General features: G+C 63.3%; 15 protein-coding genes. 10 read left to right on the top strand and 5 right to left on the bottom strand.

What is annotated here, in order from left to right; genetic code table 11:
* Nucleotides 1–219: 219 nt before the first annotated feature.
* Genes NZ453_RS06185 through NZ453_RS06175 form a run of 3 tightly spaced genes read left to right on the top strand, consistent with a single transcriptional unit; the run spans nucleotide 220 to nucleotide 3057 of the window.
* Entirely contained in the window at nucleotides 220–654 is a 435-nt protein-coding gene (locus tag NZ453_RS06185; protein ID WP_263769581.1) for a TraR/DksA family transcriptional regulator, read from the top strand.
* On the top strand, nucleotides 651–2042 hold the full coding sequence (locus tag NZ453_RS06180; protein ID WP_263769580.1) for a cytochrome ubiquinol oxidase subunit I: 1392 nt from the start codon (nucleotides 651–653) through the stop codon (nucleotides 2040–2042). Before NZ453_RS06185 ends, NZ453_RS06180 begins: the two co-directional genes overlap by 4 nt.
* Nucleotides 2035–3057 (top strand): cytochrome d ubiquinol oxidase subunit II, encoded by a 1023-nt coding sequence (locus NZ453_RS06175; RefSeq protein ID WP_263769579.1) that lies wholly within the window; start codon nucleotides 2035–2037, stop codon nucleotides 3055–3057. Before NZ453_RS06180 ends, NZ453_RS06175 begins: the two co-directional genes overlap by 8 nt.
* A gap of 66 nt (nucleotides 3058–3123) precedes the next feature.
* Here NZ453_RS06175 and NZ453_RS06170 read toward each other — a convergent pair whose 3' ends face one another.
* On the bottom strand, nucleotides 3124–3447 hold the full coding sequence (locus tag NZ453_RS06170; protein ID WP_263769577.1) for a Dabb family protein: 324 nt from the start codon (nucleotides 3445–3447) through the stop codon (nucleotides 3124–3126).
* A gap of 154 nt (nucleotides 3448–3601) precedes the next feature.
* Between NZ453_RS06170 and NZ453_RS06165 the strand changes: the two genes are divergently transcribed.
* Both NZ453_RS06165 and NZ453_RS06160 read left to right on the top strand, forming a co-directional pair.
* The gene (locus tag NZ453_RS06165; RefSeq protein ID WP_263769576.1) at nucleotides 3602–4732 is read left to right on the top strand and encodes a LacI family DNA-binding transcriptional regulator; all 1131 of its coding nucleotides are present in this window, start codon (nucleotides 3602–3604) and stop codon (nucleotides 4730–4732) included.
* 27 nt (nucleotides 4733–4759) lie between these two features.
* The gene (locus NZ453_RS06160) at nucleotides 4760–5929 is read left to right on the top strand and encodes an iron-containing alcohol dehydrogenase (RefSeq protein ID WP_263769575.1); all 1170 of its coding nucleotides are present in this window, start codon (nucleotides 4760–4762) and stop codon (nucleotides 5927–5929) included.
* Nucleotides 5930–6068: 139 nt separating this feature from the next.
* Here the strand turns inward: NZ453_RS06160 and NZ453_RS06155 are convergent, their stop codons facing one another.
* From NZ453_RS06155 to NZ453_RS06140, 4 genes are all read right to left on the bottom strand, one after another.
* Entirely contained in the window at nucleotides 6069–7196 is a 1128-nt protein-coding gene (locus NZ453_RS06155) for an SMP-30/gluconolactonase/LRE family protein (RefSeq protein ID WP_263769574.1), read from the bottom strand.
* A gap of 120 nt (nucleotides 7197–7316) precedes the next feature.
* Complete coding sequence (locus NZ453_RS06150; protein WP_263769573.1) at nucleotides 7317–8093, bottom strand: endonuclease/exonuclease/phosphatase family protein; 777 nt, start codon at nucleotides 8091–8093, stop codon at nucleotides 7317–7319.
* Nucleotides 8071–10380 (bottom strand): VTT domain-containing protein, encoded by a 2310-nt coding sequence (locus tag NZ453_RS06145; protein WP_263769572.1) that lies wholly within the window; start codon nucleotides 10378–10380, stop codon nucleotides 8071–8073. Before NZ453_RS06145 ends, NZ453_RS06150 begins: the two co-directional genes overlap by 23 nt.
* A gap of 38 nt (nucleotides 10381–10418) precedes the next feature.
* Nucleotides 10419–10985 (bottom strand): ferritin-like domain-containing protein, encoded by a 567-nt coding sequence (locus NZ453_RS06140; RefSeq protein WP_263769571.1) that lies wholly within the window; start codon nucleotides 10983–10985, stop codon nucleotides 10419–10421.
* 577 nt (nucleotides 10986–11562) lie between these two features.
* Between NZ453_RS06140 and NZ453_RS06135 the strand changes: the two genes are divergently transcribed.
* The 5 genes from NZ453_RS06135 to NZ453_RS06115 all read left to right on the top strand — a co-directional run bounded on the left by NZ453_RS06135 (nucleotide 11563) and on the right by NZ453_RS06115 (nucleotide 24065).
* Nucleotides 11563–12744 carry a mechanosensitive ion channel family protein gene (locus NZ453_RS06135; RefSeq protein ID WP_263769569.1) on the top strand — a complete coding sequence of 394 codons (1182 nt, stop codon included), beginning with the start codon at nucleotides 11563–11565 and terminating at the stop codon, nucleotides 12742–12744.
* On the top strand, nucleotides 12741–14930 hold the full coding sequence (gene glgX, locus NZ453_RS06130; RefSeq protein WP_263769568.1) for a glycogen debranching protein GlgX: 2190 nt from the start codon (nucleotides 12741–12743) through the stop codon (nucleotides 14928–14930). The genes NZ453_RS06135 and glgX overlap by 4 nt, the downstream gene beginning before the upstream one ends.
* 120 nt (nucleotides 14931–15050) lie before the next feature.
* Nucleotides 15051–17012: a malto-oligosyltrehalose trehalohydrolase gene (gene treZ, locus NZ453_RS06125; RefSeq protein ID WP_263769567.1), complete on the top strand. Its 1962-nt coding sequence runs from the start codon at nucleotides 15051–15053 to the stop codon at nucleotides 17010–17012.
* On the top strand, nucleotides 17005–22335 hold the full coding sequence (locus NZ453_RS06120) for a malto-oligosyltrehalose synthase (protein WP_263769566.1): 5331 nt from the start codon (nucleotides 17005–17007) through the stop codon (nucleotides 22333–22335). The genes treZ and NZ453_RS06120 overlap by 8 nt, the downstream gene beginning before the upstream one ends.
* A 560-nt stretch (nucleotides 22336–22895) precedes the next feature.
* On the top strand, nucleotides 22896–24065 hold the full coding sequence (locus tag NZ453_RS06115) for a glycerophosphodiester phosphodiesterase (RefSeq protein ID WP_263769655.1): 1170 nt from the start codon (nucleotides 22896–22898) through the stop codon (nucleotides 24063–24065).
* Nucleotides 24066–24353: the final 288 nt, after the last annotated feature.

Raw genomic sequence — 24353 nt, 5'->3', positions numbered from 1 at the left:
GGTTCGTGGCTACCGGCTGCGTTCCCGCGTTGGCCTTCGTGAACCGGCACCGGGTTTGCCGTCGAAAAACCATGACGGCCCCAGGTGTTCTGATCGACGGAGGTTTCCAGGCAATCTGAACAATTCGGCTTGCGGGCGTTCGAACGGCCGTCTCGCGAGGCAGGCGTGAAAACCTTGCCTCGCCCATGGTTTTAAGCTTTCTTAATAAGGATGAACCAAATGAACGGCAAAACAGTGAATACGGAACTGAGTGAGGAGCAAATCACCAAACTCCGGCAACGTCTTGACGAGCGCGAGCAGGAATTGAAGGACATGGTCCAGGAGCGCGTCGGCCGCTTGCGGGACATCGACGCACCGGGCCAGGCGGCGCCGCTCGGGGACGTGGCCGATCAGGCCGACATCGACCAGGAACGGGGCAACGAGAACGGCGCTGTGGTGCGCGAGATGCGCGAACTGCGCGACATCGAGACCGCTCGCCAACGGATTGAGGCGGGCGACGCCGGCGTGTGTATCGACTGTGGTGAACAGATTCCGTTTGAACGCTTGATGGTGCAGCCGAGCGCGCTGCGCTGCGTTGCATGCCAGGAATCGAACGAGCGTGAGGAGGCGCTGCGCGCGGTGCCGGAAAGCCAGGTCGCAGGGGCCAGGCGATGAGTTCGTTGCTCAATGACGCACTGCTCCTTTCACGTATCCAGTTTGCCGCCAACATCACCTTCCACATCCTTTTCCCAGCCCTTAGCATCGGGCTGGCGTGGATGCTGCTGTACTTCAAGATCCGCTCCGATCGCGACGGCGGCGCGGCGTGGATGGACGCCTACCGTTTCTGGGTCAAGGTTTTCGCGCTGACCTTCGCCATCGGTGTCGTCACTGGCGTGACGATGAGCTTCCAGTTCGGCACCAACTGGCCGGGCTATATGGAAACCGTGGGCAACATCGCCGGACCGCTGCTCGCCTACGAGGTGCTGACCGCGTTTTTTCTCGAAGCGACGTTTCTTGGTGTCATGCTCTTTGGTACCGGACGCGTGAGCAAGGGCGTGCAGACCATGGCCACCTTTCTCGTTGCGCTCGGCACGACCCTCTCGGCGTTCTGGATTCTGGCGTTGAGTTCGTGGATGCAGACTCCCGCGGGATTCGAGATGATCGATGGCCGTGCGCACGTGACCAGTTGGCTTGCCGTGCTCTTTACGCCGTCCTTCCCGTACCGCTTCACGCACATGCTGATGGCCTGCGGCCTGACGACCGCGTTTTTGATCGCCGGAATTTCTGCCTGGCGCTGGCGACGCGGCGATCGCGGCGGCGACGTGCGGGTGGCGCTCGGCAGCGCCGTGTGGGTGGCGGCGTTGCTGATTCCGCTACAGATCGTCGTCGGCGATCTCCATGGCCTCAACACGCTCGAACACCAGCCGGCAAAGGTGGCGGCAATGGAAGGACTATGGGAGACGCAGCGCGGTGTTCCGGCAGTGCTGTTCGCCCTGCCCGATGAAGCGACTCGCAGCAATCGCATGGAAATCTCCATTCCCAAACTTGCGTCGTTCTACCTGAAGCATTCGTTCGATGCCGAGGTTCAGGGGCTGAACGACTTCCCGAATAGTCATCCGCCGGTAATGCAAGTCTTCTGGGCTTTCCGGATCATGGTGGGCGTTGGCCTGCTGATGCTCGTTGTGTCGTGGGCGAGCCTATTGCGTTTGCGGCGTTACGGCGAACTCGGGCCGAAAACGAGCCGGGCACTCGTGCTGATGACGTTTTCAGGTTGGGTGGCGCTGGTCTCCGGCTGGTATGTCACCGAGATCGGGCGGCAACCGTGGCTGGTGCAGGGCGTGCTGCGTACGGCGGATGCCGTCACGAAGGTTCCCCCGGAGCGCATCGGTCTGACGTTGGCGATGTATCTCATTCTGTATGCCGTGTTGCTCGTCGCTTTCGTGTCGACGCTGTTCTACCTGGCGCACAAGGCGGGAGCGGACGTCAACGGCAAACGCATGAATCCGGTCGCCGATCCCTACCGAGCGAATGAAATCCACGCCAGGGAGCATAAGCATGTCTGAACTCGCACAATCCAATGGTTGGCTGCCGCTTGTGTTCATGGCGGTGATGGGCCTTGCCGTGCTGATCTACGTCGTTCTCGACGGCTACGACCTGGGTGTCGGCATCCTGATGGGCCTCGCCAGCGACACAGAGAAGGACACGATGGTGGCGTCGATCGGGCCGTTCTGGGACGCCAACGAGACCTGGCTGGTACTTGGCATCGGCGTGCTCCTCACCGCGTTTCCGCTCGCACATGGGATCGTGATGGGAGCGCTTTATCTACCCGTCGCCGCCATGCTGCTTGGCCTCATCCTGCGCGGCGTCGCCTTCGACTTCCGCTTCAAGGGACAGGCGCACCACAAGCCCTGGTGGAACCGGGCCTTCGTCGGAGGTTCGTTGCTCGCGGCGCTCGCGCAAGGTTACATGCTGGGCCTGCTGGTGGTCGGCTTCGACCGCACGCCGATCAACATGCTCTTTGCCGCTTTCATTGCGCTCTGCCTCGCGGCGGGCTACTGCCTGCTGGGGGCCGGCTGGTTACTGATGAAAGCGGAGGGCGACCTGCAGCGCCGGGCAATCGTTTGGGGCCGACGGGCACTCTGGCTGACTGCGCTCGGGATCGTCGGCGTTTCGGTAGCGACGCCGCTGATGAGCCGGGCCATCTTCGATAAGTGGTTCTCGGTGCCGAATATTTTCCTGTTGGCGCCGATCCCGGCGTTTACGGCGATTCTGTTCCTGCTCGCGGCGTTTGCCTTCAAGCGGCTGCCGGTACGGCTGGAACAGCGCAACGAATCATGGGCGTGGGTGCCCTTTGGCTCGACCGTGGTTATCTTCGTTCTTGCCTTCCACGGTCTTGCGTACAGCCTGTTCCCGTGGATCGTGCCGCAGCGCATGGATATCTGGCAGGCGGCCGCGGCGCCGGAATCGCTGATGTTCATCCTGATCGGCGTGATCATCGTACTGCCGGCGATCCTGGGGTATACCGCTTTCGCCTATTGGGTCTTCCGCGGCAAGTCGCGCGACCTCGAATACGGCTGACCGGGTCGGCCAGGTGACTGGGCTCTCCGGCTCGTAAACGTTCGCGCCGAAGAGCGCCTTCTGCCTTCAGTCGTTTGCCTGGAAGTCGACGACGCACACTTTATCGAGCGCCGGGTCGAGGTAATCGCGGCAGAAAGCCTGGTGCAAAGGGTGGGGCAGGTAGCGATCGCGATCGGCCGGGCTGCCGAAGGTGACGATAAAGCAGTGCGTGAAGCCTTGGTCGAGACCTTCGGGACTGGAGTTCCGGCCCCATTCGAACCCTTTGACAAAGGGAAGCTGGGCGCAGAAGTCGCGGAACGCCGATTCGATCGCGACCACCCGGCCCTCAGGTATCGAGGCCTTGAACTTGAACAGAACGACATGGCGATAGATACCAGGGATTTCGGACATCGTTTTCTCCTTGTTCGTGATTAACCGTCGGTTGCGTTTGGATCGACCGTACCCTATCATTGCGAAACCGGTTTAGTAAACCGGTTTCTTTCTACTGAGAACGATGTCCGCCGCGGTCGCCGCAATCGCCACCGCAGCACAATAAGCAATCTTCATGGGCAAACTGACGATCACCGATATCGCGAGGCTGGCGGGGGTTTCCAAGGCCACGGTGTCCCGTGTCCTCAACAACCGCGCTGAGGGCGTTGGCGCGCAGAAGCGGGCGCAGATCCTCAAACTCGTCGAGGAGACCGGGTTCCAGCCGTGCTCGACGGCGCGTTGTCTGGCCACCGGGGAGTCGCGCTCGATCGGTTTGGTCATTCCGGATATCACCAATCCGTTTTACCCGCTGCTTGTCAGAGGTGCCGAGCGGAGGCTCAACGAATGCGGATACAGCCTGTTCCTCTGCAATACCGACCGCTCGCTGGAAACCGAGGAGGCGTATGTCCGAGTGCTGATCGAAAAGCGCGTCGACGGCGTTATTCTCGATTCGGCCGGGTCCATGCATGACGCGCATGTGCGATTGCTCGAAGACAACGGCATCCCCATCGTTTTGCTCGACCGGGCCATCGGCCACCGCACATCGCGCTACGGGGTGTTCGTCGACAATCAGCGCGGCGCTTTCGAAGCGGCGGCGCATCTGTTGCGGCGAGATGACTGCCGACTGCTGTTTCTGAATGGACCGGCCGGGCTTTCTCAGTCGATCGAACGGCGTGCCGGCGTTGAAGAAGCGGCACGCCTTGCAGGAGCCACGGATCGCTTGCGGGTGTTGGAGGGCGATTTCTCGGTCGACAGCGGTTTTCGGCTGGTGGCGGGAGCGCTCGCCGAAACGCAGACAGCGGCCAAGAGTACGCCGGCGGCGTTCAACGCCGTCTTTGCGGCAAACGATGTCATGGCCATCGGTGCCTTGCGGGCGCTGAAGCAATGCGGCATTCCGGTGCCGCAGGAGGTCGAGGTGATGGGCTTCGACGACATCGAACTCGCGGGCATGGTCGACCCGCCCTTAAGTACGGTCTCGCAACCAACGCTGGAGATGGGGACGGCCAGCGCCGATCTCCTGCTGCGGCTGATCGGCGGCGAGAAACCACGGCGCAAGGCGGTGATCATGGTTCCGCAACTCGTATTGCGCGGGACGACGCGGTCGGTGGCCGTGGGTGGCGCGGGCGATTTGGGATCAAAGCGATCGGCAGGGCAAGTAGCGGAACCCGTAACGCAGCGGCAGTCGGCCGTGGGAACAATCAGATAACAGCGTCAGCACAACAGGAGAAGACAGATGGAGAACTTTGAATTTCGCAATCCCACCAAGATCATTTTCGGACGCGACGGCGAAGACAAGGTCGGTGCGGAGACGGCGGCGTATAGCCGCAAGATCCTGCTTCATTTCGGCGGCGGCAGCATCAAGCAATCGGGCTTGTACGACCGGGTCACCGCCTCGCTGCGCGCGGCCAACGTCGAGTGGATCGAACTCGGTGGAGTCAAGCCGAACCCCCGGCTCAGCTTGGTCCACGAAGGGGTCAGGCTGTGCAAGGAAAAGGGCTTGGGTCTCATCCTGGCGGTCGGCGGCGGCAGCGTTATCGATTCGGCGAAGGCTATCGCCATGGGCGCGGTCATCGACGGCGATGTGTGGGACTTCTATCTCGGGAAAGGGCAACCGACGGCGGCGCTACCGGTGGGCACGGTGCTGACGATTCCGGCGGCCGGCAGCGAGGCGAGCACGGGCACCGTGATCACGAAGGAAGAGGGCTGGCTCAAGCGGGCGGTCAATTCCGACCTGATCTATCCGCGCTTCTCGGTCCTCAATCCCGAACTCGCCTTCACGCTCCCGCCCTTCCAGATCGCCTGCGGCGCCATGGACATCACGGCGCACCTCATGGAGCGCTATTTCACCAATGTGAAGAACGTGGCCTTCACCGACCGGCTGCTCGAGGCGACGATGAAGACGATCATCGCGCAGGCGCCCAAGCTGATCCGCAACCCGAAGGATTACGACGCGTGGGCCGAGTTCATGTGGGCAGGAACGATCGCGCACAACAACCTGCTCAACACAGGCCGCATCGGCGATTGGGCCTCGCACGACATTGAGCACGAGATCAGCGGCATCTACGACGTGGCGCACGGAGCCGGCCTCGCCGTCGTGTTCCCGGCATGGATGAAGCACGTCTACAAGCAGGATGTCGAGCGTTTCGTGCAGTGGGCGGTGCGCGTGTGGAACGTGGAACTCGATGTCTTTAACCCGCAGGCGGTGGTTCTTAAAGGCATCGCGCGCATGGAGCGCTTTTTCACGTCGCTAGGCATCGGCACCACGCTCGACAGTCTGGGCATCAAGGACGACCGCATTGACGAGATGGCAGAGAAGTGCACCGACGGCGATACGCGCACCGTCGGCAATTTCGTCAAGCTCGACCGTAAGGCGGTGGCGGCGATCCTTCGCCTCGCGCGTTGATCGACGCTTAAGGAAAGGGCCGGCGTCGAGCGACGCCGGCTTTTTCTTTTGAGCTAAGCGGCTGGCGAACGTTTCAACCGGTGATCCCCTGTTCGCGATGATGTGGCCCGCTGAGGCGACCGATGTTTCGACCGCCTCGTCAACTCAGGGCATGGCCCACCGCATTGACATATACGGAGTAGATCGACGTGCTGCCGCACATGAACAGCCGGTTGCGCTTGACGCCGCCAAAGCACAGGTTGGCAACGATTTCGGGGGTGTGCAGCACGGCGAGGAGCGTGCCGTCCGGATGATGTACGCGTACGCCGTTGGTATCCGGGCCGCCCCAGCCCCAACTGCTCCACAGGTTGCCGTCGGTATCGCAGCGCAGGCCGTCCGCCTGGCCGGGCGCGGCATCGGCGAAGATGCGCGGATTGGCGAGGCGAGCGCCATTGACGTCGAAGACGACGATGTTTGCCGGGTATTGGGGTCCGTCCGAGGCACCAGTGTCGGCCACATACAGGCGTTTGAAATCAGGCGAGAAGCAGAGCCCGTTCGGCCGGCGCATCGGGCCGTCGGCGGCCACACTCACCTTGCCGGCGAGGTCGATGCGGTAGATGCGTGAGGCCGGCAACTCGAGCTCGGCCTTGTGACCCTCATAGGGTCCGAGAATGCCGTACCCCGGGTCGGTGAAAAAGATCGACCCGTCGTGATGCACCGCGGCGTCGTTCGGTGCGTTGAGCGGCTTGCCCTCGAAGCGATCGCAAAGAATGGTCCAGGAGCCGTCGTACTCGCGCCGCCGCACGCGTCGCGTGTCGTGTTCCATGGCGATCAGCCGCCCCTGGTTGTCGCGCGTGTGGCCGTTCGAGTAGCCCGATTCGGCCTGGAACACACTCACGTGGCCGTCGTCTTCGCTCCAGCGCAATACCCGGTGATTCGGGATGTCGCTCCACAGCAGGCAGCCCCAGTCGCCCATCCACACCGGGCCTTCGAGCCACAAAGCGGCATCATGTCCGGCGCCGCGCCAGATACGCTGCAATGCGGCATTTCCCTGTCGGCCGGTGAAGCGCTTGTCGAGAACTTCGAACGCCGGCTCCGGGTAGCTTACCGGCGTTTCGCCCGACCAGTCGCGATCGCGACCGAACTTATCCACGGCCCCGAACGCTTGCGCCGAGTACGCCGTGGCGACCGCTGCCGCCGAGGAGAGGAAATTCCGGCGAGACGTCGGCCCCCGAGTGTGGACGGTTCCCGATTCCGGGCGCAACATGACGGTTGAATCGATTTTCATGTTTACTCCTCCTTCTTCTTAGTGGTTGGACGACCAAGGCGCGCCGCGCGGAAAGACTCCTTCCAGCGCACGGCATTCTCGATTCGGGATGGAAGATAGGGAGTATCAGCGTAGGCAGCATCAGCGCGAACCGCCGGGCATGGGCAGCCCGGTGGCGACCAGGGCTTTTACCGGAAGGTGGTCCGAGGCCGCGCGCGCAAGCGGCGATCGGTGCGCCGTGAACGCCAATAGCGTATGGCGGGGGCGAACCCAGACGCGGTCGAGAGCGAGGAGGGGCAGGGCCGAGGGAAACGAGCGCTCCGCCGGGGCGCGCCCGAGGACGCCATGCAACCAGCGCAGCGGGCGGCTGAGCGGCAGCCATTCATTGATGTCGCCAAGCACGACAACGGGTTGTTCCTGCGGCAGATCATGCAACACGCGCAACATGCAATTGACCTGATAACGCCGTTCCGCGGGGCGCAAGCCGAGATGCGTGGCGATCACACGTACGAGTGTCCCGGCAACGTCGAGATCGACTTCGAGCGCTCCGCGCGGCTCGCGCTGCCGGTAATTGAACTCGTGACGGCGTACTGCGATGACCGGTCGCCGCGTCAGGATGGCGTTACCGTAGGTGCCGTTGTCATGGATGATGGTGTGCCCGGCGATCGCCTGCATACCAGTTGCCCGGGCGAGCTCTTCGAGTTGCATTGCATCCTTGCCTCCCGCGAACGGCGTACCGACTTCCTGCAGGCCGACGACGTCGCAACCCAGCTCGTTGATGACTGATGCGATGCGCGCGGTGTCGGCGCGCCGGTCGTGGCCCACGCAGCCGTGGATGTTGTAAGAAGCGATGCGAAGGCAGTCCTCGCCGAGCGCCTGATCAAGTGCGCGCCAGTTAGCGAGTCCGGTTACCCGCATGCGGCGTCTCCGTCGTCGGTCCCTCGTTCTTGGCCGCGGCATGGCGGCGATGTTGCGTGACCAGCCAGCGGCGAACGATGAGCGATGCCGCGACGACGAGCACAACCGCTCCGGCGAGCAAGCCGTAGTTGATCCGCGACGGATCGTTGAGCACGGCTTCCAGTTGATCGCCGAAGACGGTCGTCGCGAGGGTGCCGGGCAGCATGCCGAAGAACGTCCCCAGCATATAAGGAACGAGCGGCACGCCGATCGTCGCGGCCACAGGCCCGGCCACGGCGAACGGGGCGATCGGCACGAGGCGGATGGCGGTCATGGCGATCAGGCTTCGCCGGCGTAGCACGTCGGCCAGGTGCATCAGCCGATTGCCGCCGAGACTGTGGATCGTCTCGCGCGGCAGGAGGAAACCGGCAAGATAGGTCACCAGCGCGGCGATGAGCACGCCACCCACCGAATAGGCAAAGCCGAGCAGCGGCCCGAAAGCGACGACGGCGCCAAGCGTGATCAGCGGGCGGGGAAACATCAGCAAACACGCCGGCGTGTAGGCCGCGAGCACGATCAGCGGGGCCCACGCACGGTCACCGAACTCTCGGGCGACGCTGGTCACTTGATCCGGATTCACCCATTCGGCAAGCGGCGTGTAGCGCCAGAGCGCGGCAAGGCCGGCGATTACTCCGACGATGGCACCGATGCGTAGCACGCGCTGACGCAGGCTGCTGCGCGAAGCGGCTGGATCCTGTACGGCGGGTGCTTCGCCCGCGAACTGTTCGGGGCTGAATTCGTCGATTAGCGTGTCGAATGAGACAGGCTTGCCCGGGTCGCCGACACTGGCAAGTTCGATGACCGCATCGGACCATTCGGGTAACTGGTCGAGCCGACGCAGGGTTCGCGCCTTTCCCGCCAGTGCATCGATCGCCTCGTGCAAGCTCCCGTAAGCGCGGATGGCGCGTTCCACAGCCTCTGGCTCGACATCGAGATGCTCGGCGAGCAGGCGGTTGCGAAAACCCCGGATCGCCGTCCGGACCGCCGTGTCGCCGCGCGCTTCGAGGGCAGCGTCGCATTCGGTGTCCATGCCCATTGATCGATTGGACAGGTTGGCCGAACCGACGCGCAGGATGTCGTCATCGACGATCATCAGTTTGGAGTGCAGATCGATGCACAGCCCCTTGTCGAGCCCGTCGATATGCGGGTAATAGATATGGAAGCGCCCGTAGGTGTCGACCGAGCGCAGGCGCTGGACGAGGCGCGTGCGCAACACATGCATCGTGTGTTCTTCCATCCACCCGTGGCTGAACAGGCGAACGGCAACGACGATCTCGGGACCGCCGGGTTCCTGCAAACGAGCGGCCAGCGCTTCGCCGACGCGGTACGACGTGAAGTACTGATTCTCGATATAGATATGTTCCCTGGCGGCGGCGATCATATCGAGGTACAGCTTCTCGACTTCGGCAACGCCGTGACGGCGCCCGGGGATTTCAGGCATCGTGCGCGCGAGAGCGATGTCAATGTCGGTAAAGTCGGGTTCCAGTCCTGGAGGCCACGGCGTTGGCAGGCGGATCGGCGGCGGCAGGTCGTGGCCGGTGGCTGTGTGCCAGCGGTCGCGCGCCAGTTGACCCAAGGCACGCGCGGGTTCGCCGTCGACGGCCATCATCATGTCGTGGAACGGTGGGTAGGGCTTCTCCAGGCACATGCGCCGCTTGTCCTGGGCCGCGTGAGCGCAGGTATCCCAGCGCCGCACCGTCAAGTCGAACCCACCGATGAAGGCCATGGCGTCGTCGATCACGACCACTTTCTGGTGGTGCGATCCGCTTAACGGCTGAGTGTTGTCGCAGGCAATATGCACCCGGCGCCGGGGGCGCCAGCCGTAGCCATAGAAAGGCCGCCACTCGCGGTCGGCGCCGAAGACAAGCGGAAAATCCCAGTCGAGCACATGGATGTGCAACCCACGCCGCCGGCGCACCAGCCAATTGAGAAAATCACCAAGACGCGAAGGCGGGCCGTCGCGCTCGTCATTGAAGTGCAGCCGCGTCGTGCTGTTGAATTCCCAGGAAAGCACGAGTATGGATCGTTGGGCGCGCTCCGCGGCGAGAACGAAGTTGCGGAAATACGCTTCGCCGTCCACCAGAAGCGCGGCACGGCGCGCGCGGCCGACCGCGAAGCAGTTGCGCCCGACCTTGAACAGGCTCGCTGCATGAGCAGAATTGTCGGGGCGCGACCATGCCGCCGTTCCGCCCGACGGAGCATAGGCAAAACGGCTGGTTTCGCCGGCATAGCTTTGAGGAGCGCGCAACGTGTCACCCGTGGAGTTCGAAAGTCGGATCGAACCGCTCAGACCGAGGAGGCACTACCGGAAGAGCCGATCTGCTGCGTGAGATCGAGCAGCTCGTTGGCATGCTGCTCTTCGACGGCCAGCACTTCCTCAAACAACCGGCGCGTCGTCGGGTCGCTGTCGCCGATGTACTGGACGATTTCGCGATAGCTTTCGATGGCCACGCGCTCGGCGACGAGGTCTTCCTTGATCATGTCGACGAGGGTTTCGCCCTCGACATACTCTGCGTGGCTGCGTTCGGCCAAGGTGTGCGGCGAGAAGTCCGGATCGCCGCCGAGTTGTGTGATGCGTTCGGCAAACTGGTCCGCGTGTTCCTCTTCTTCGTTCGCGTGTTCCATGAACTCGGCGGCGACGCTCTGCGAGGCGAGGCCCTTGGCCGTGTAGTAATGCCGCTTGTAGCGGAGGCTGCAGACGATCTCGGTGGCGAGTGCCTCGTTCAGCAGGCGGAGGATCGTCTCGCGATCGGCGCGGTAGTTGTCGGTGACCGCGCCGGCCTCGATATGTTGACGGGCGCGTTGGCGCAACGTCTTGGTGTCGGACAGCGTTTGAGCGGGAGCGTTAGCCATGGGGGTTCCTCCTTCTAGAGATGGGCGCACTTGCTTGGCAATGGGCGTGCCAAGCCGGTCCTCGCTGTTTCGGGAGGGCCAAAATCGGGATGTGAATGGCAAACGGATGGAATCGGGGGAGGCCGGCGCACGATGCTTGCGGTGATCACTGGCAGATGAATGTCCACAACGGCTACGCAAGAATTACCGGTACTTTTTACCCGGGTACCTGCCGCCGCCCCCTCCTTTTTCGCCGACGATGAACCTCACGCCTCACGGTCGGATGGGCCGTTAGGAGAAGCGAGGTCTACGGTGTCGACGTAGCGCCCTGGCACCGGCGCGTGAGCAGCGTAGTCGGTTGATTGAATAGGGAAAAAATCACTGATACCGACTTCGGCGTTTTCCGACAAATCTGACTTCCACGTTCGGAAACCGCCTTGCCAACGTCCTGACCTGGCAGCAAGCCGTCTTTCCGGCACGAAAAATGCGAGAGCCCGTGTCGGTGCCCGCCATCCGCCTTCCTGGTGTCGCGCCAAGGAAGGCGAATAAGGCAGCGAGGCTCACCAACCATCAAATGCCACGACAGGCGGCTTCCCTCATGAGTCACTTCGATCAGTTCAACCAGCTTTTGACGAGCTATCCATGGCTTGAGCTCGCCCTCAAGATCGCCGTCGCGGCGGTGGTGGGGTTGGTCGTGCACGGCGTAGTACACCGAATCGTTCAGCGCTTCGCGCATCGCTACGTGGTGTTCGACCGCATCATGCGATTCACCAAGCGTCCAGCTCAGGCGCTCATCATCCTGCTCTTCATCCACCTTTCGCTCGCCGACGCGACGCGGCCGGCGGCCATTCTCGGATTGCTCCGGCAAGGGCTGTCTATCCTCATCATTCTGCTGGTGACGGCGTTCATCATTCGCCTGATCGCCGCGCTGGTGGACGTCGTCGTATATCGGCATCCGATCGAGGGGCCCGACAACCTGCGTGCCCGGAGCGTCCAGACGAAGGTGCAGGTGTTGGCGCGTACGGCGATGTTCATTGTTGGGGTGCTCGGGGTCGGCTCCGTGTTGATGACCTTTCCCAACGTCCGGCAGATCGGCGCCAGCCTGCTCGCCTCGGCGGGTCTGGCCGGCATCATTGCGGGTCTTGCGGCGCGCCCAGTGCTCGGCAACCTGATCGCGGGGCTGCAGATCGCGCTTACGCAGCCCCTGCGTATCGACGACGTCCTGATCGTCGAGAACGAGTGGGGCCGTGTCGAGGAGATCACCGAAACCTACGTGGTCATACGGGTCTGGGATGAGCGCCGCCTGATCGTGCCGCTGGAATATTTCATTCAGACCCCATTCCAGAACTGGACGCGCAACTCGTCTCAGTTGCTTGGTTCGATTTTTCTCTGGGTCGATTTCGGTACCCCGATCGAGCCGTTGCGGGCCAAGGCCAAGAGCATCGTCGAGTCCGCGCCCGAATGGGACGGCCGCGTCTGCAACCTCCAGGTGACCGACGTATCTGAACGCACGATGCAGTTGCGCATCCTCGTCAGCGCAGCGGATGCGGGAAAAACCTTCGACCTCCGCTGCAAGGTACGCGAACAGATGATCGCCTTCCTGCAACAAGAGTACCCCGACAAGCTGCCGCAGGTGCGGACATCGGTTATCGGCCTGCCCGACAACAACAAGGGCGGCACCAGCAATCAGACCGTCTCCAACGGCGTGCCGTCCAGCGGCACGACGGCGGGCGTCGGGGCCGCTGCTGCACAAGACAACATCGACAAAGGAAACGCATGAAACGCGAAGACCGTTTGACCGACCTGAACGTCACGCCGCTCGAGGCAGGATCACCGTATCCGCTCGGAGCCACCTGGATGGGGGATGGCATCAATTTCGCACTCTTTTCGGCGCACGCTACTCGCGTCGAGTTGTGTCTCTTCGACAGCACCGGCCGTAATGAGATTGGACGCGTAGACCTGCCCGAGTACACCGACGAGGTATGGCACGGCTTCATGCCGGGCGCCGAACCGGGCCTGGTTTACGGCTATCGCGTTCACGGGCCCTACGCACCGGAGGAAGGGCATCGTTTCAACCCAAACAAGCTGCTGCTCGATCCGTATGCGACCGAACTCGTCGGCCGTTTGCGTTGGGGGCATGCGATCTTCGGCTACGACATGCGTAGCCGTCGGCCGGGGCATGGCTTCAGCCGTACCGACAGCGCCCCCTATATGTACAAGGCGCGCGTGACCGTGCCGACCAGCCGCCCAGCGCGGCGGCCGGCGCTGCGCACGCCGTGGGACCAGACGATCATCTACGAACTGCACGTGCGCGGTTTCACGCGTCAGCACACCGGGGTGCCGCCGCGTCTGCGCGGCACCTACGCCGGGCTCGGCAGCCCGGCGGTAACCGACTACCTGAAGGCGCTCGGCGTTACGACGGTCGAACTGCTGCCCGTGCATGCCTTCGTGGACGACGGCCATTTGCTCGACAAGGGATTGCGCAACTACTGGGGTTACAACTCGCTGGCCTTTTTCGCGCTCGAGCCCCGGTACCTCTCGGGAACGAGCCGGGCCGAGTTCCACGAGATGGTGGCGCGTCTGCATGATGCAGGGCTGGAGGTCATCCTCGACGTGGTGTACAACCATACGCCGGAAGGCAACGAACTTGGCCCGACGCTCTCGTTCAAGGGGCTCGACAATGCGTCGTACTACCGCTTGCAGGCCGAGAACCCTCAGTACTACATCAACGATACGGGGACTGGCAACACGGTGAATCTGAGTCATCCGCGTGTCTTGCAACTTGTGCTCGACAGCCTGCGCTACTGGGTATTGCAAATGGGCGTCGACGGTTTTCGTTTCGATCTGGCGACGATTCTTGCCCGCGAGTATCACGGCTTCGACCACGGCAGCGGCTTCCTCGATGCGTGCCGGCAGGACCCCGTCCTCAATCGCGTCAAGCTCATCGCTGAGCCGTGGGACATCGGACCCGGCGGCTATCAGGTCGGCGCCTTCCAGCCCGGCTGGGCGGAATGGAACGATCGCTACCGCGACACCACGCGCGCCTTCTGGCGCGGTGACGAAGGCCAGTCTCCGTCTCTCGCCACGCGCCTCACGGCGTCGGCCGACTGCTTCAATTATCGCGGCCGCCGTCCGTGGGCCAGCGTTAATTTCATTACCGCCCACGACGGTTTCACGCTGCACGATCTTGTGTCGTACAACGACAAGCACAACGAGGCCAACGGCGAGGAAAATCGCGACGGACACAACGAAAACCGTTCGTGGAACTGCGGCGCGGAAGGAACGACCGACGATCCCGAAGTGCTTGAACTGCGCGAACGCCAGAAGCGCAATCTGCTCGCCACGTTGCTCTTTTCGCACGGCACGCCGATGCTGGTTGCCGGCGACGAATTCGGCCGTACGCAGTTGGGCAACAACAACGCCTACTGCCAGGACAACGAAATCAGCTGGGTGAACTGGGCTGGTGTCGATTCGGCGGGAATGCGCCTGCTTGCCTTTGTGCGCCAGGTAATCGCACTGCGCAAGGCAATCCCGGTGCTGCGGCCGCCGAGCTATGCCTCGGGGCGTGTCATCTGGCTCAACCCGCTCGGTGCCGAGCTGCAGACAGACGACTGGAACAATGGCCTGATGCGCAGTTTCGGCATGCTCGCCAATTCAGAGGGAGAGGCGAAAGCAGGGGCCGTGGCCGGTACCCACTGGGTGACGCTCCTCGTTTTCAACGCCTCGCATGAAGGCGTCGAATGGACGCTGCCGACGATCCCGGGCAAGTCTGAGTGGGTCCGTGCAATCGATACGGCGCTACCGGAAGCCAATCTCTTCGCGACGTTCTCCGCCGGAGAAAAGTACATTGCCGGCGGCCGTTCGATGTTGCTCTTCGTTGCTTCCTCCGGTCCGGAAGAGGCGGCGCTCGTGCGCAACGTTCGGGCGCCGCGGATGCCGGTGCCGAGTTCGGAGACGCGCAAATGACGGCGGGTCGTATCGTTGTTTCGGAAGCAGTTTGTTCTGGACCCATCGGACCACGGGGAAGCCGCGCTTGATCCAAACAACGGTTCTTCATTTCAATGATGTTGTCTTCTTGAGTTTTTCATGAGCGAACTGCCTCCCACGCCCCCGGCGGCCGGCGCCGCACCCGAAATAATGTCTGTGTCACGCCCACCGCTGCCTTCAACACAGCCGTCGTCTACGACGCCCGCCCACTTTGTGCATCGCATGCCGTTCGGCCCGGCGCCGGTGAATGAATACCTGCCCGACCTTGGTTATGAGTTCCGGCTATGGGCACCGGCGCAGGAGCGGGTCGAACTCGTCCACATTGTTAGCGACGGTGAGCGACGGCTCCTGCCGTGCTTGGCCAATGAAGGATGGCACACCTGCCGCGTAGCCCAGGCCCGCCGCGGTGACCGCTACGCGTTCCGCCTTGCCGGCGGTCTCGAAGTTCCCGACCCGGCGTCACGCTTCAACCCGGACGATGTTCACGGACCTAGCGAGCTTATGGTGCCTACGAGCTTCGATTGGGACCCCGATTGGCGCGGCCGCCCTTGGGAAGAAGCGGTGATCTACGAGATGCACGTCGGTACCTTCACCCCCGAAGGGCGCTACGACTCGGCCGAAGCCCGTTTGGCCGAGCTTGCGCAACTCGGCATTACGGCCATCGAGCTCATGCCGCTCGCCGATTTCTCAGGAACGCGCGGCTGGGGATATGACGGCGTGTTGCCGTTCGCGCCGGATGCGAGCTACGGGACGCCCGACGAGCTGAAGCACTTCATCCAGGCGGCACATCGCCAAGGTCTGATGGTTTTTCTCGACGTGGTCTACAACCACTTCGGCCCCGAGGGAAACTACCTACACGCGTACGCGCCACAGTTCTTTACCTCGGCTCACCACACGCCGTGGGGCAACGCGGTCAACTTCGACGGAAATGGGAGCGAGACAGTACGCGAATTCTTCGTGCACAACGCGCTCTACTGGTTACAGGAGTTTCGCTTCGACGGTCTGCGTTTCGATGCCGTACACGCCATCATCGACGATTCGCGCCCGCACATCCTCGAGGAAATTTCACATCGGGTCCGCGAAACCGTTCGGGACCGCCATATTCATCTCATCCTCGAAAACGGGCACAACCAAGCGAGCCGGCTCGGCAAGCCCGGCGAACCGGGCCGCTACGAAGCTCAGTGGAACGACGATTTTCACCACGCGGCGCACGTCGCGCTGACAGGCGAGAGTGACGGCTACTACACCGATTTCGCCGAACGGCCGATCGCGCAATTGCTCCGTTGCCTGACCGAAGGTTTTGCTTTCCAAGGCGACGTCTCTCCTTACCATGGAGGGGCGCGAGGCGAGAGAACGGACCAGCTGCCGGCGAGTGCGTTCGTCAATTTCCTGCAGAACCATGACCAGATCGGCAACCGCGCTTTCGGTGAGCGGCTGACGACCTTGACTCCCGAGCATGCGCTACGCGCCCTCGTGGCGGTGCAGTTGCTGGCGCCGTCGCCGCCGCTGATCTTTATGGGTGAGGAGGCTGGTGCGACGACGCCTTTTCTCTATTTCTGTAATTTCCACGGCGAACTGGCGCGGGCCGTCCGCGACGGACGCCGCAGGGAGTTCGGCGACTTCACGCATTTCTCGATTGGAGGCAAAGACCGAGAGGTCCCCGATCCGGGGGCCGAGTCGACGTTCCGGGACAGCGTCCTTGACTGGGCCGCCCGCGATGAACCCCATGGCCGGCAGTGGCTAGCGTTCTATCGCGGGCTGCTCGAGCTTCGCCGCACCTTCATCGTTCCGCAGGCGCGCTGGCTGTTGCGCGGGCGCGGCAAAATGATGGCGGGAAGCGAACACGCGTTCGAAGCCACGTGGCCGACGGCCGACGGATTTGCGCTTGTCATGCAAGCCAATCTCGGTGACAACGTTTCTCCCTGCTTTACGCCATTTGCCGTGACCCCGTTTGCCACGGTGGGGGAAATGGAGGCAGGAGAGAACCGTCTCGGACCGTGGTCCGTGAGGGCCTATGTGTTGCCCGCTAAAGCGGTGACCGGCGGAGGCACCGATGAGTAGCGCGGCGCTCGATGCGCTGTGCGCCCACCAAGGCATCGACGGCGTCTACGAGGACGGCTGGGGAAAACGGACAGAAGTGACGGCCGAAGCCAAGCAGGCGCTGCTGGCGGCTCTCGGGCATGCCCTCGCTAGCGACAACAGCGAAATGCAAGCGGCGAAGCGGCTTGAGGATCTGCATCGTGCCGATGCGGAGCGGGTTCTGCCGCCGCTTGTGGTCGTCGAAGCGGGTGCCGCGCCGCGCCTGACGTTGCGTCTGCCGGCCGATATGGCCGGCCAGGCTTTGCCTTGGCGTTTGAAGCTGGAGGACGACGGCGAACGACGCGGTGTGTCGAAGGCGCGGCCGCTGCCCGGTGGCAGCGCAGGCAACCTTGCGGGGGCAGCAACCATCTCCGCCTCTGCGTCCGTCGCCGCTGAGCAGGGCGCTCAAGGAGATGCCGGCGACAAACGGTGGGACGTGATCCCCATGGCGATGGTACTCGCGACGCAACCGCCGATGGGGCGCCATCGCCTCACCTTGTTTGCGCCCGGTTCCGGCTCGCGGGTCGTTGCCGAGACCGACCTCCTGGTTTGCCCAAGCATGTGTTTCGACCCCGACGAAGTGCTCGAAGGGCAGCGTGCCTGGGGGCCGTCGGTTCAAGTTTACGCGCTGCGTTCGGCCCGCGACTGGGGCATGGGCGACTTCGGCGATCTACGCCGCCTGGTCGATTTCGCCGCCGATGCCGGCGCGCATTTCGTCGGCGTCAATCCGTTGCATGCGCTTTTTCCGCACGACCCCGAGCGCGCGAGTCCGTACAGCCCATCGAATCGGGAATGGCTCAACGTTCTCTACCTCGACATCGAGGCGATGCGCGACTTCGGTGAGTGTAGGGAGGCGCGCGACCTGGTCGGCTCGGAGGCGTTCCGTGAACGGCTCGACGCGCTGCGTGCGCTGGTGCTCATCGATTACGCCGGCGTGGCGCACGCGAAGTTCGAAGTCCTCGAACTCCTCTACCGGCATTTTCGCGCCAATCATCTGGAACGCGGTACGCAGCGCGCCGGACTGTTCCGCGACTTCCAACGCGAAGCCGGACGACGTCTGCGCGTGCATGCGCTGTTCGAGGCGCTGCAGGAGAATTTTCATCGCCTGGACAAGGCAGCGTGGGGTTGGCCCGCGTGGCCCGAGGCGTACCGTGATGTCAATGGACCGGCCGTCGAAGCCTTCGAGCAGGAAAACGACGAGCGTGTCGAATTCTTCGAGTATCTGCAGTGGCAGGCGGAAGGGCAACTCCAGGCCGTGGCGCAGCGTGCCCGGGCGCGCGGAATGCGCATCGGCCTCTATCGCGACATGGCGGTCGGCGTCGATCCCGGCGGGTCGGAGACATGGGCCAAGCCGGCGCTTTATGCACTCTCAGTCCACGTCGGCGCGCCGCCCGACGAGTTGAACAGCGCCGGGCAAGACTGGGGCTTCCCGCCACCAGTTCCACAACACCTCGTCGAAGGCGGTTTTGCCGCCTTTGCTGCCGTGTTGCGCGCAAACATGCGGCATGCCGGCGCAGTGCGCATCGACCATATCATGGGCTTGCGCAGGCTCTTCTGGCTGCCGGCGAACGGCTCAGGCGAGACCGCAGCGACGGGGGCCTACGTTCAATATCCGATGGAGACGCTGTTTCAGCTTTTGTGCCTGGAAAGTTCCACGCAGCGTTGCATGGTGATCGGCGAAGACCTCGGCATCGTCCCGGCCGAGGTGCGTGAGGCCATGTTGCGCCACGGCGTATTGGCATACCGCGCGCTGTACTTCGAGCGCGCCGACGAAGGTCCGGCTGCTGGAACATTCCGTCCGCCGGCCGAATGGCCGAGTCGCGCGATGGCCGTCATCGGTACCCACGATCTGCCGACTTTGCGCGGCTACTGGATGGGCCACGATATCGGCATACGTCAGGAACTGGGCATCTATCACGATGCCGGCGAGCACGAACGCAGGACAACGCGCCGCGGCGAGGAGAAGGCGGCAATGCTCGCCGCGCTGGCGGACGCCGGCGTGTCGGGCGAGGGCGTGCGCGCGCCGGAGGATCGCGGCAGCGAACCGGGCCCGCGACTCGCCGCGGCCGTCTACCAGTTTGTCGCGCGCACGCCGGCGATGCTGGCGGCCGTGCAACTGGAGGACGTACTCGGGCAACTGCAAGCCGTGAATCTCCCCGGTGCCAGCGACAGCGAGTACCCGAACTGGCGCCGTAAACTCGAATCCGAACTCGCCGATATCGCCGCCGACCCCCGCTGGGCGGCAATCGTGCAGGCGATGAACGCCGAACGGGTTTGTTCGCCGTTGCCGGTAAGCGGGGGGCCGAGCGGGTTTCACCCGGAGACGGCCGACATTCCGCGTGCCACGTATCGGCTGCAGTTCCATAGCGACTTTCGTTTCGCCGATGCGGAAGCCGTGCTCCCGTATCTCGCCGAACTCGGCATCAGCCATATCTACGCCTCGCCGTTCCTGAAGGCGCGGCCGGGCAGCCGGCACGGGTACGACATCGTCGACCACCAGACGGTGAATCCGGAGATCGGCTCCGACGAGGATTTCGACCGCTATTGCACGCGCGTCCGCTCTCTGGGTATGGGGCAGGTGGTCGACATCGTCCCCAACCACGTGGGTGTCCTCGCCGCGGAAAACCCGTGGTGGTCCGACGTGCTGGAAAACGGTCCGGCGTCGGAACACGCCGATCATTTCGATATCGATTGGGAGCCGCCCTTTGCCGAATTGCGCGGCAAGGTGCTGTTGCCGGTTCTGGGGGACCAATACGGCCTCGTCCTCGAAGCCGGCGATCTCAAGCTCGAATTCAACGCCGAAAAGGGCGAATTCGGCATCCGCTACTTTGAACATCGTTTCCCGATCGATCCGGCGGATTACCCGCTGATCCTCGGCGATCCCATGAGTGAAACGCCGTCACGCGTCGCCGCCGTCGTCGCCGGAGTGCAAATGCCGCCGATGCCGGACGATCCGGGCCTTGCCACGCTGCTCGCGGCGTTGCGCACGCTGCCTCCGCGCACCGTAAGCGAACCGCTCCAGCTGGCCGAACGGCGGCGCAACAAAGACGTTTTCAAGAAACACCTCGCCGAGTTGTATGCGCGGTTACCCGCTGTGCGCGGGCGCATCACCGCGCGCATCGAGGCTTTCAACGGTCGTGCCGGCGAACCGGAGAGCTTCGACGCGATGGATGTGTTGCTCGAGCGGCAGGCTTACCGGCTTGCATCGTGGCGAGTCGCGGCTGACGACATCAACTACCGCCGCTTTTTCGACGTCAACGATCTCGCGGCGCTACGCATCGAACACGAAGACGTCTTCTTGGCGACTCACGAACGAGTCTTCCAATGGCTGCAGGAAGGCCGGATCAGCGGCCTGCGCATCGACCACCCCGACGGATTGTCCGACCCGGCCCGGTATTTTGAGCGCCTGCAAAGCCGCTACGCGGAGATTTGGCGCGCGCGCAACCAAGGCGCGGTTGAAGGCTCCCCGGCCAACGGCGGCGAACCGCCGGCCTTGTACGTCGTCGTCGAGAAGATCGTCGGCGAGTTCGAGCCGTTGCCAGCCGACTGGCCGGTGCACGGGGAAACGGGCTACCGCTTTGCCAACTTCAGCAACACCCTGTTTGTGGACGCCGCCCAGGAGTCGCGGTTTTCCCGCGTCTACCGTGCTTTCACGGGCGAAGCGCGGGACTTCGGCGAAGTGCTGCTCGACGCGCGTGAACTCATCATGACGCACTCGCTGCCCGGCGAGGTGGGCATTCTGGCCTATCGTCTGCATGAGATCGCACAGCGCGACCGGCGCACGCGCGACTTCACGCGCAGCCGGCTGCGCAGCGCACTGATGGAAATCGTCGCCGGCTTCCCCGTTTATCGCAGCTACATCGGACCGCGCGGCGTGTCGGAAACCGATCGCCGCTATATCGAGCGTGCCGTTGACGAAGCCGCTCGGCGCGAACTGGCCGGTGACCCGACGGTGCTGCAGTTCGTGCGGGAAGTGCTGCTGTCGGCGCCTGCCGAACCCGACCCGCAACTGCGGGAGCTGAAACTGCGTTTCGCTCACCGTTTCCAGCAGTTCACCGCACCGGTGATGGCCAAGGCGATGGAGGATACGGCGTTCTATCGCTACAACCGGCTGGTGTCGCTGAACGAGGTAGGCGGTGACCCGCGTACCTTTGGCACCGCTGTCGAGGATTTCCACGCAGCCAACGAGCGTGCCGGATGCTCGCATCCGTTCGGGCTGCTCGCTTCTTCGACGCATGATACGAAGCGTTCGGAAGACGTGCGTGCGCGCATCAATGTGCTTTCCGAGATGTCCGGCGCCTGGCGCCTGGCTCTGCGTCGCTGGGGCCGGTTGAATGCAGGGCGCAAGATGCGCGTTGGCGCCGAGCATGCTCCGGCGCCTAACGACGAGTATCTGCTCTATCAGACGATGCTTGGCGTCTGGCCGATGCAATCCACGGACGCAGACCTTGACGCGGAAACCGCGTCCGACCTCGTTGCCCGCCTTGAAGCCTATATGCTGAAGGCGGCACGCGAAGCGAAACAGCACACGAGTTGGATGAATACCGACGCGGCGTACGAAAACGCGCTGACCACGTTCATTCGTCGGCTGCTGGGCGCCGGTCCGCGCCGTGACCGCTTCCTCGCCGATTTCCTCCCGTTCCAGCGCCTCGTCGCGCGCTTCGGCGCTTTCAACAGCCTGAACATGCTGTTGCTCAAGCTCACGGTGCCGGGCGTGCCCGACATCTACCAGGGGTGCGAGCTCTGGAACCTGAGTCTGGTGGACCCCGACAATCGCCGCCCGGTGGATTTCTCTCTCGCACGACGCCGTTTCGCCGAGTTGCGGCGCGATTTCCCCGATGCCAACGCTCGACCGGAGGTGCTACGCGCGCTCGTCGGCGACATGGAGGACGGGCGGGTCAAGCTCTATGTGTTGTGGCGTGCTCTGCAGACCCGGCAGCGTTTCGATCGGCCCATGCGTTTCGGCCGTTATATCCCGCTCGACGTGAGCGGTCCAGCGGCGCAGCACGTCATTGCCTTTGCACGTGCCGACGAAGACGGTGGCATGGTGGTCGTCATTGCCTCGCGTCTACTCTATGGCCTGACCGAAGGCGACCCGGAGCGCGTCGCCGATGCCTCCTTATGGCGCCAAACGGTGGTCAGCCTGCCCTGGCCGCGCGCAGGGCACTCCTTGCCGACACGCTGGCGCGATACGCTTGGCGGCCGCGTCGTTGCGCCCAGCCGGGTGCGCAACCAGGTAGGCATCGAGCTTTCGAGCCTCTTCGATGCGTTGCCGATGGCTTTGCTCGTCCCCGACGGCGAATAACTAGCCGCTTCCTGACCGGCGACGAAAATGTCTTCGTACGGGCAGTGCGAGGAACGGCTATTGGAGCCGGCTGATGCCCGGCGGCGCTTCTTCGTCGTGGTGGAGCGAGGATAGGCTTAGGCTGCCGCTTTCCCGCGCTTACCCTGCCTGGGCTCCGGTTTTGCCCACGCTTCGCGAACGGCCACTCGCTAGCCCGTAGCAATACGCTCGGCGCCTTTGCCGAATTTCGATAGAGCCGCGACGCCGTTCTTCCTAGCATGCTTCATGACAGGCCGTATGTGGCTCGACTGCCCTCGACGCGCCGTCAGCCGGGAACGGCCACTAGGGATACGAACCAAATCAGCACGTGGTGATATGTTCGTAAGCGAATTATTTACGTCCGTTTGTGATCGTTTGTGGTATTGAAAAACACATTGACATTGCGCGAATGAGCACGTAACGTTCGAAAGCGCGTTTTTAGTATGCGAAATATGACCGTCATCTGGGGATGCAAGCATGACGGCAGGCCTGCAGTTTTCATCTACCGCTTCAACTGTTCAGGAGGAAAAAACGTGAAAAAAATGCACTTCCGTACACAATTGACCGTGGCGGCCGCCGCGGTACTGCTCGCCGCGTGCGCCAGCCCGGGCGCTGGCCCGAGCGGCAAGTTCCCCACCTTGACCGGCGCGCCGCCCCAGGTCATCGGGCATCGGGGCGCCGCTGGCTACCTTCCTGAACACACCATGGCCTCCTATAAGCGGGCGATCGAACTGGGCGCCGATTTCATCGAGCCCGACCTCGTCGTGACCAAGGACGGCGAACTCGTCGCGCGGCATGAACCGAACATCACGGCGACGACCGATGTGTCGACGCGCCCGGAGTTTGCGAGCCGCAAGACGACGCGCAAGGTCGATGGCGTGGACGAGACCGGCTGGTTCGCCACCGACTTCACGCTCGCCGAACTGCGCACCCTGCGCGCCAAGCAGGCGAATCCGGTACGCGACCAGTCGTACAACGGGCAGTTCCAGATCCCGACTTTCCGCGAGATCCTCGAACTCGCGAAAACTGAGTCGGCACGCGTCGGCCGCACGATCGGCGTCTATCCGGAAACGAAGCACCCGACCTACCATGTCCAGAACGGGCTGCCGATCGAACCGCGCCTGCTCAAGATGCTTGCCGAGTACGGGTACACGACGAAGGAGTCACCCGTCGTCATCCAATCGTTCGAGGTCTCGAACTTGAAAGAACTGCGCAAGCTCACCGGCGTGCGTCTGGTTCAACTGGTCGACGGCGACGGCGTCGATGCGAAGGGCAACGTCACGCTGGTCGCACCCTTCGACAAACCTTACGACTTCGCGGTGAATAAGGATCCCCGCAACTTCCCGGATCTTCTGACGCCGGCGGGGCTGGCGGAAGTCAAGACGTACGCCGACGGCATCGGGCCGTGGAAGCCCTATCTGTTGAGCGCCGCCCAGGTTCTTGGCCCGGACGGGAAGCCGAAGGATCTCAACGGCGACGGCAAGATCACCGATGCAGACCGGGTACTGTTGCCGCCGACCGACGTCGTCAAGAACGCCCACGCGGCCGGGCTGTTCGTGCACCCGTTCACTTTCCGCAACGAGAAGGAACTGCTGGTGTCCGACTACAACGGCGATCCGAAGGCTGAATACAAGCGCTTCTACCAGCTTGGTGTCGACGGACTCTTCAGCGACTTCTCCGATACCGCCGTCGCCGCGCGCTCGGAAATGTAGTCGGCTTGCTCCGCCTGTGGCCGGCACAGCTTGGCCACAGGCGGATCTTCGATAAAAGGCGCGCATTCGGGACCTGCAAGGCTGCAGGAACGCCGCCGGGGCTGTTTGCCGCTCCTGGTTTTCCCCTGTGCCTTCCCATCCCGCAGTTCATGGCGCCAAGGCTCCAGCAGCTTTAACTCTCTTCTTGCATCAGTCTCCGGGCCCCGCGTCAGGACGGCAGCGCCGTTGATCCCATTTCCCGGCGGGTTTTTCGCCTACCTTGGGGTTGCCGGGAGAATTATTTGCGTT

The organism is Propionivibrio soli (assembly GCF_025770765.1).
Lineage (GTDB): Bacteria > Pseudomonadota > Gammaproteobacteria > Burkholderiales > Rhodocyclaceae > Propionivibrio > Propionivibrio soli.
This window is presented reverse-complemented; position numbering and strand designations above follow the sequence as displayed.

Bases quoted from the DNA above. Each gene is read 5' to 3' on its own strand.
- glgX (WP_263769568.1), top strand. From the start codon at position 12,741: ATGAAACGCGAAGACCGTTTGACCGACCTGAACGTCACGCCGCTCGAG.
- NZ453_RS06135 (WP_263769569.1), top strand. From the start codon at position 11,563: ATGAGTCACTTCGATCAGTTCAACCAGCTTTTGACGAGCTATCCATGG.
- NZ453_RS06115 (WP_263769655.1), top strand. From the start codon at position 22,896: ATGCACTTCCGTACACAATTGACCGTGGCGGCCGCCGCGGTACTGCTC.
- NZ453_RS06165 (WP_263769576.1), top strand. From the start codon at position 3,602: ATGGGCAAACTGACGATCACCGATATCGCGAGGCTGGCGGGGGTTTCC.
- NZ453_RS06180 (WP_263769580.1), top strand. From the start codon at position 651: ATGAGTTCGTTGCTCAATGACGCACTGCTCCTTTCACGTATCCAGTTT.
- NZ453_RS06185 (WP_263769581.1), top strand. From the start codon at position 220: ATGAACGGCAAAACAGTGAATACGGAACTGAGTGAGGAGCAAATCACC.
- NZ453_RS06160 (WP_263769575.1), top strand. From the start codon at position 4,760: ATGGAGAACTTTGAATTTCGCAATCCCACCAAGATCATTTTCGGACGC.
- NZ453_RS06120 (WP_263769566.1), top strand. From the start codon at position 17,005: ATGAGTAGCGCGGCGCTCGATGCGCTGTGCGCCCACCAAGGCATCGAC.
- NZ453_RS06140 (WP_263769571.1), bottom strand. From the start codon at position 10,985: ATGGCTAACGCTCCCGCTCAAACGCTGTCCGACACCAAGACGTTGCGC.
- NZ453_RS06175 (WP_263769579.1), top strand. From the start codon at position 2,035: ATGTCTGAACTCGCACAATCCAATGGTTGGCTGCCGCTTGTGTTCATG.
- treZ (WP_263769567.1), top strand. From the start codon at position 15,051: ATGAGCGAACTGCCTCCCACGCCCCCGGCGGCCGGCGCCGCACCCGAA.
- NZ453_RS06170 (WP_263769577.1), bottom strand. From the start codon at position 3,447: ATGTCCGAAATCCCTGGTATCTATCGCCATGTCGTTCTGTTCAAGTTC.
- NZ453_RS06155 (WP_263769574.1), bottom strand. From the start codon at position 7,196: ATGAAAATCGATTCAACCGTCATGTTGCGCCCGGAATCGGGAACCGTC.
- NZ453_RS06150 (WP_263769573.1), bottom strand. From the start codon at position 8,093: ATGCGGGTAACCGGACTCGCTAACTGGCGCGCACTTGATCAGGCGCTC.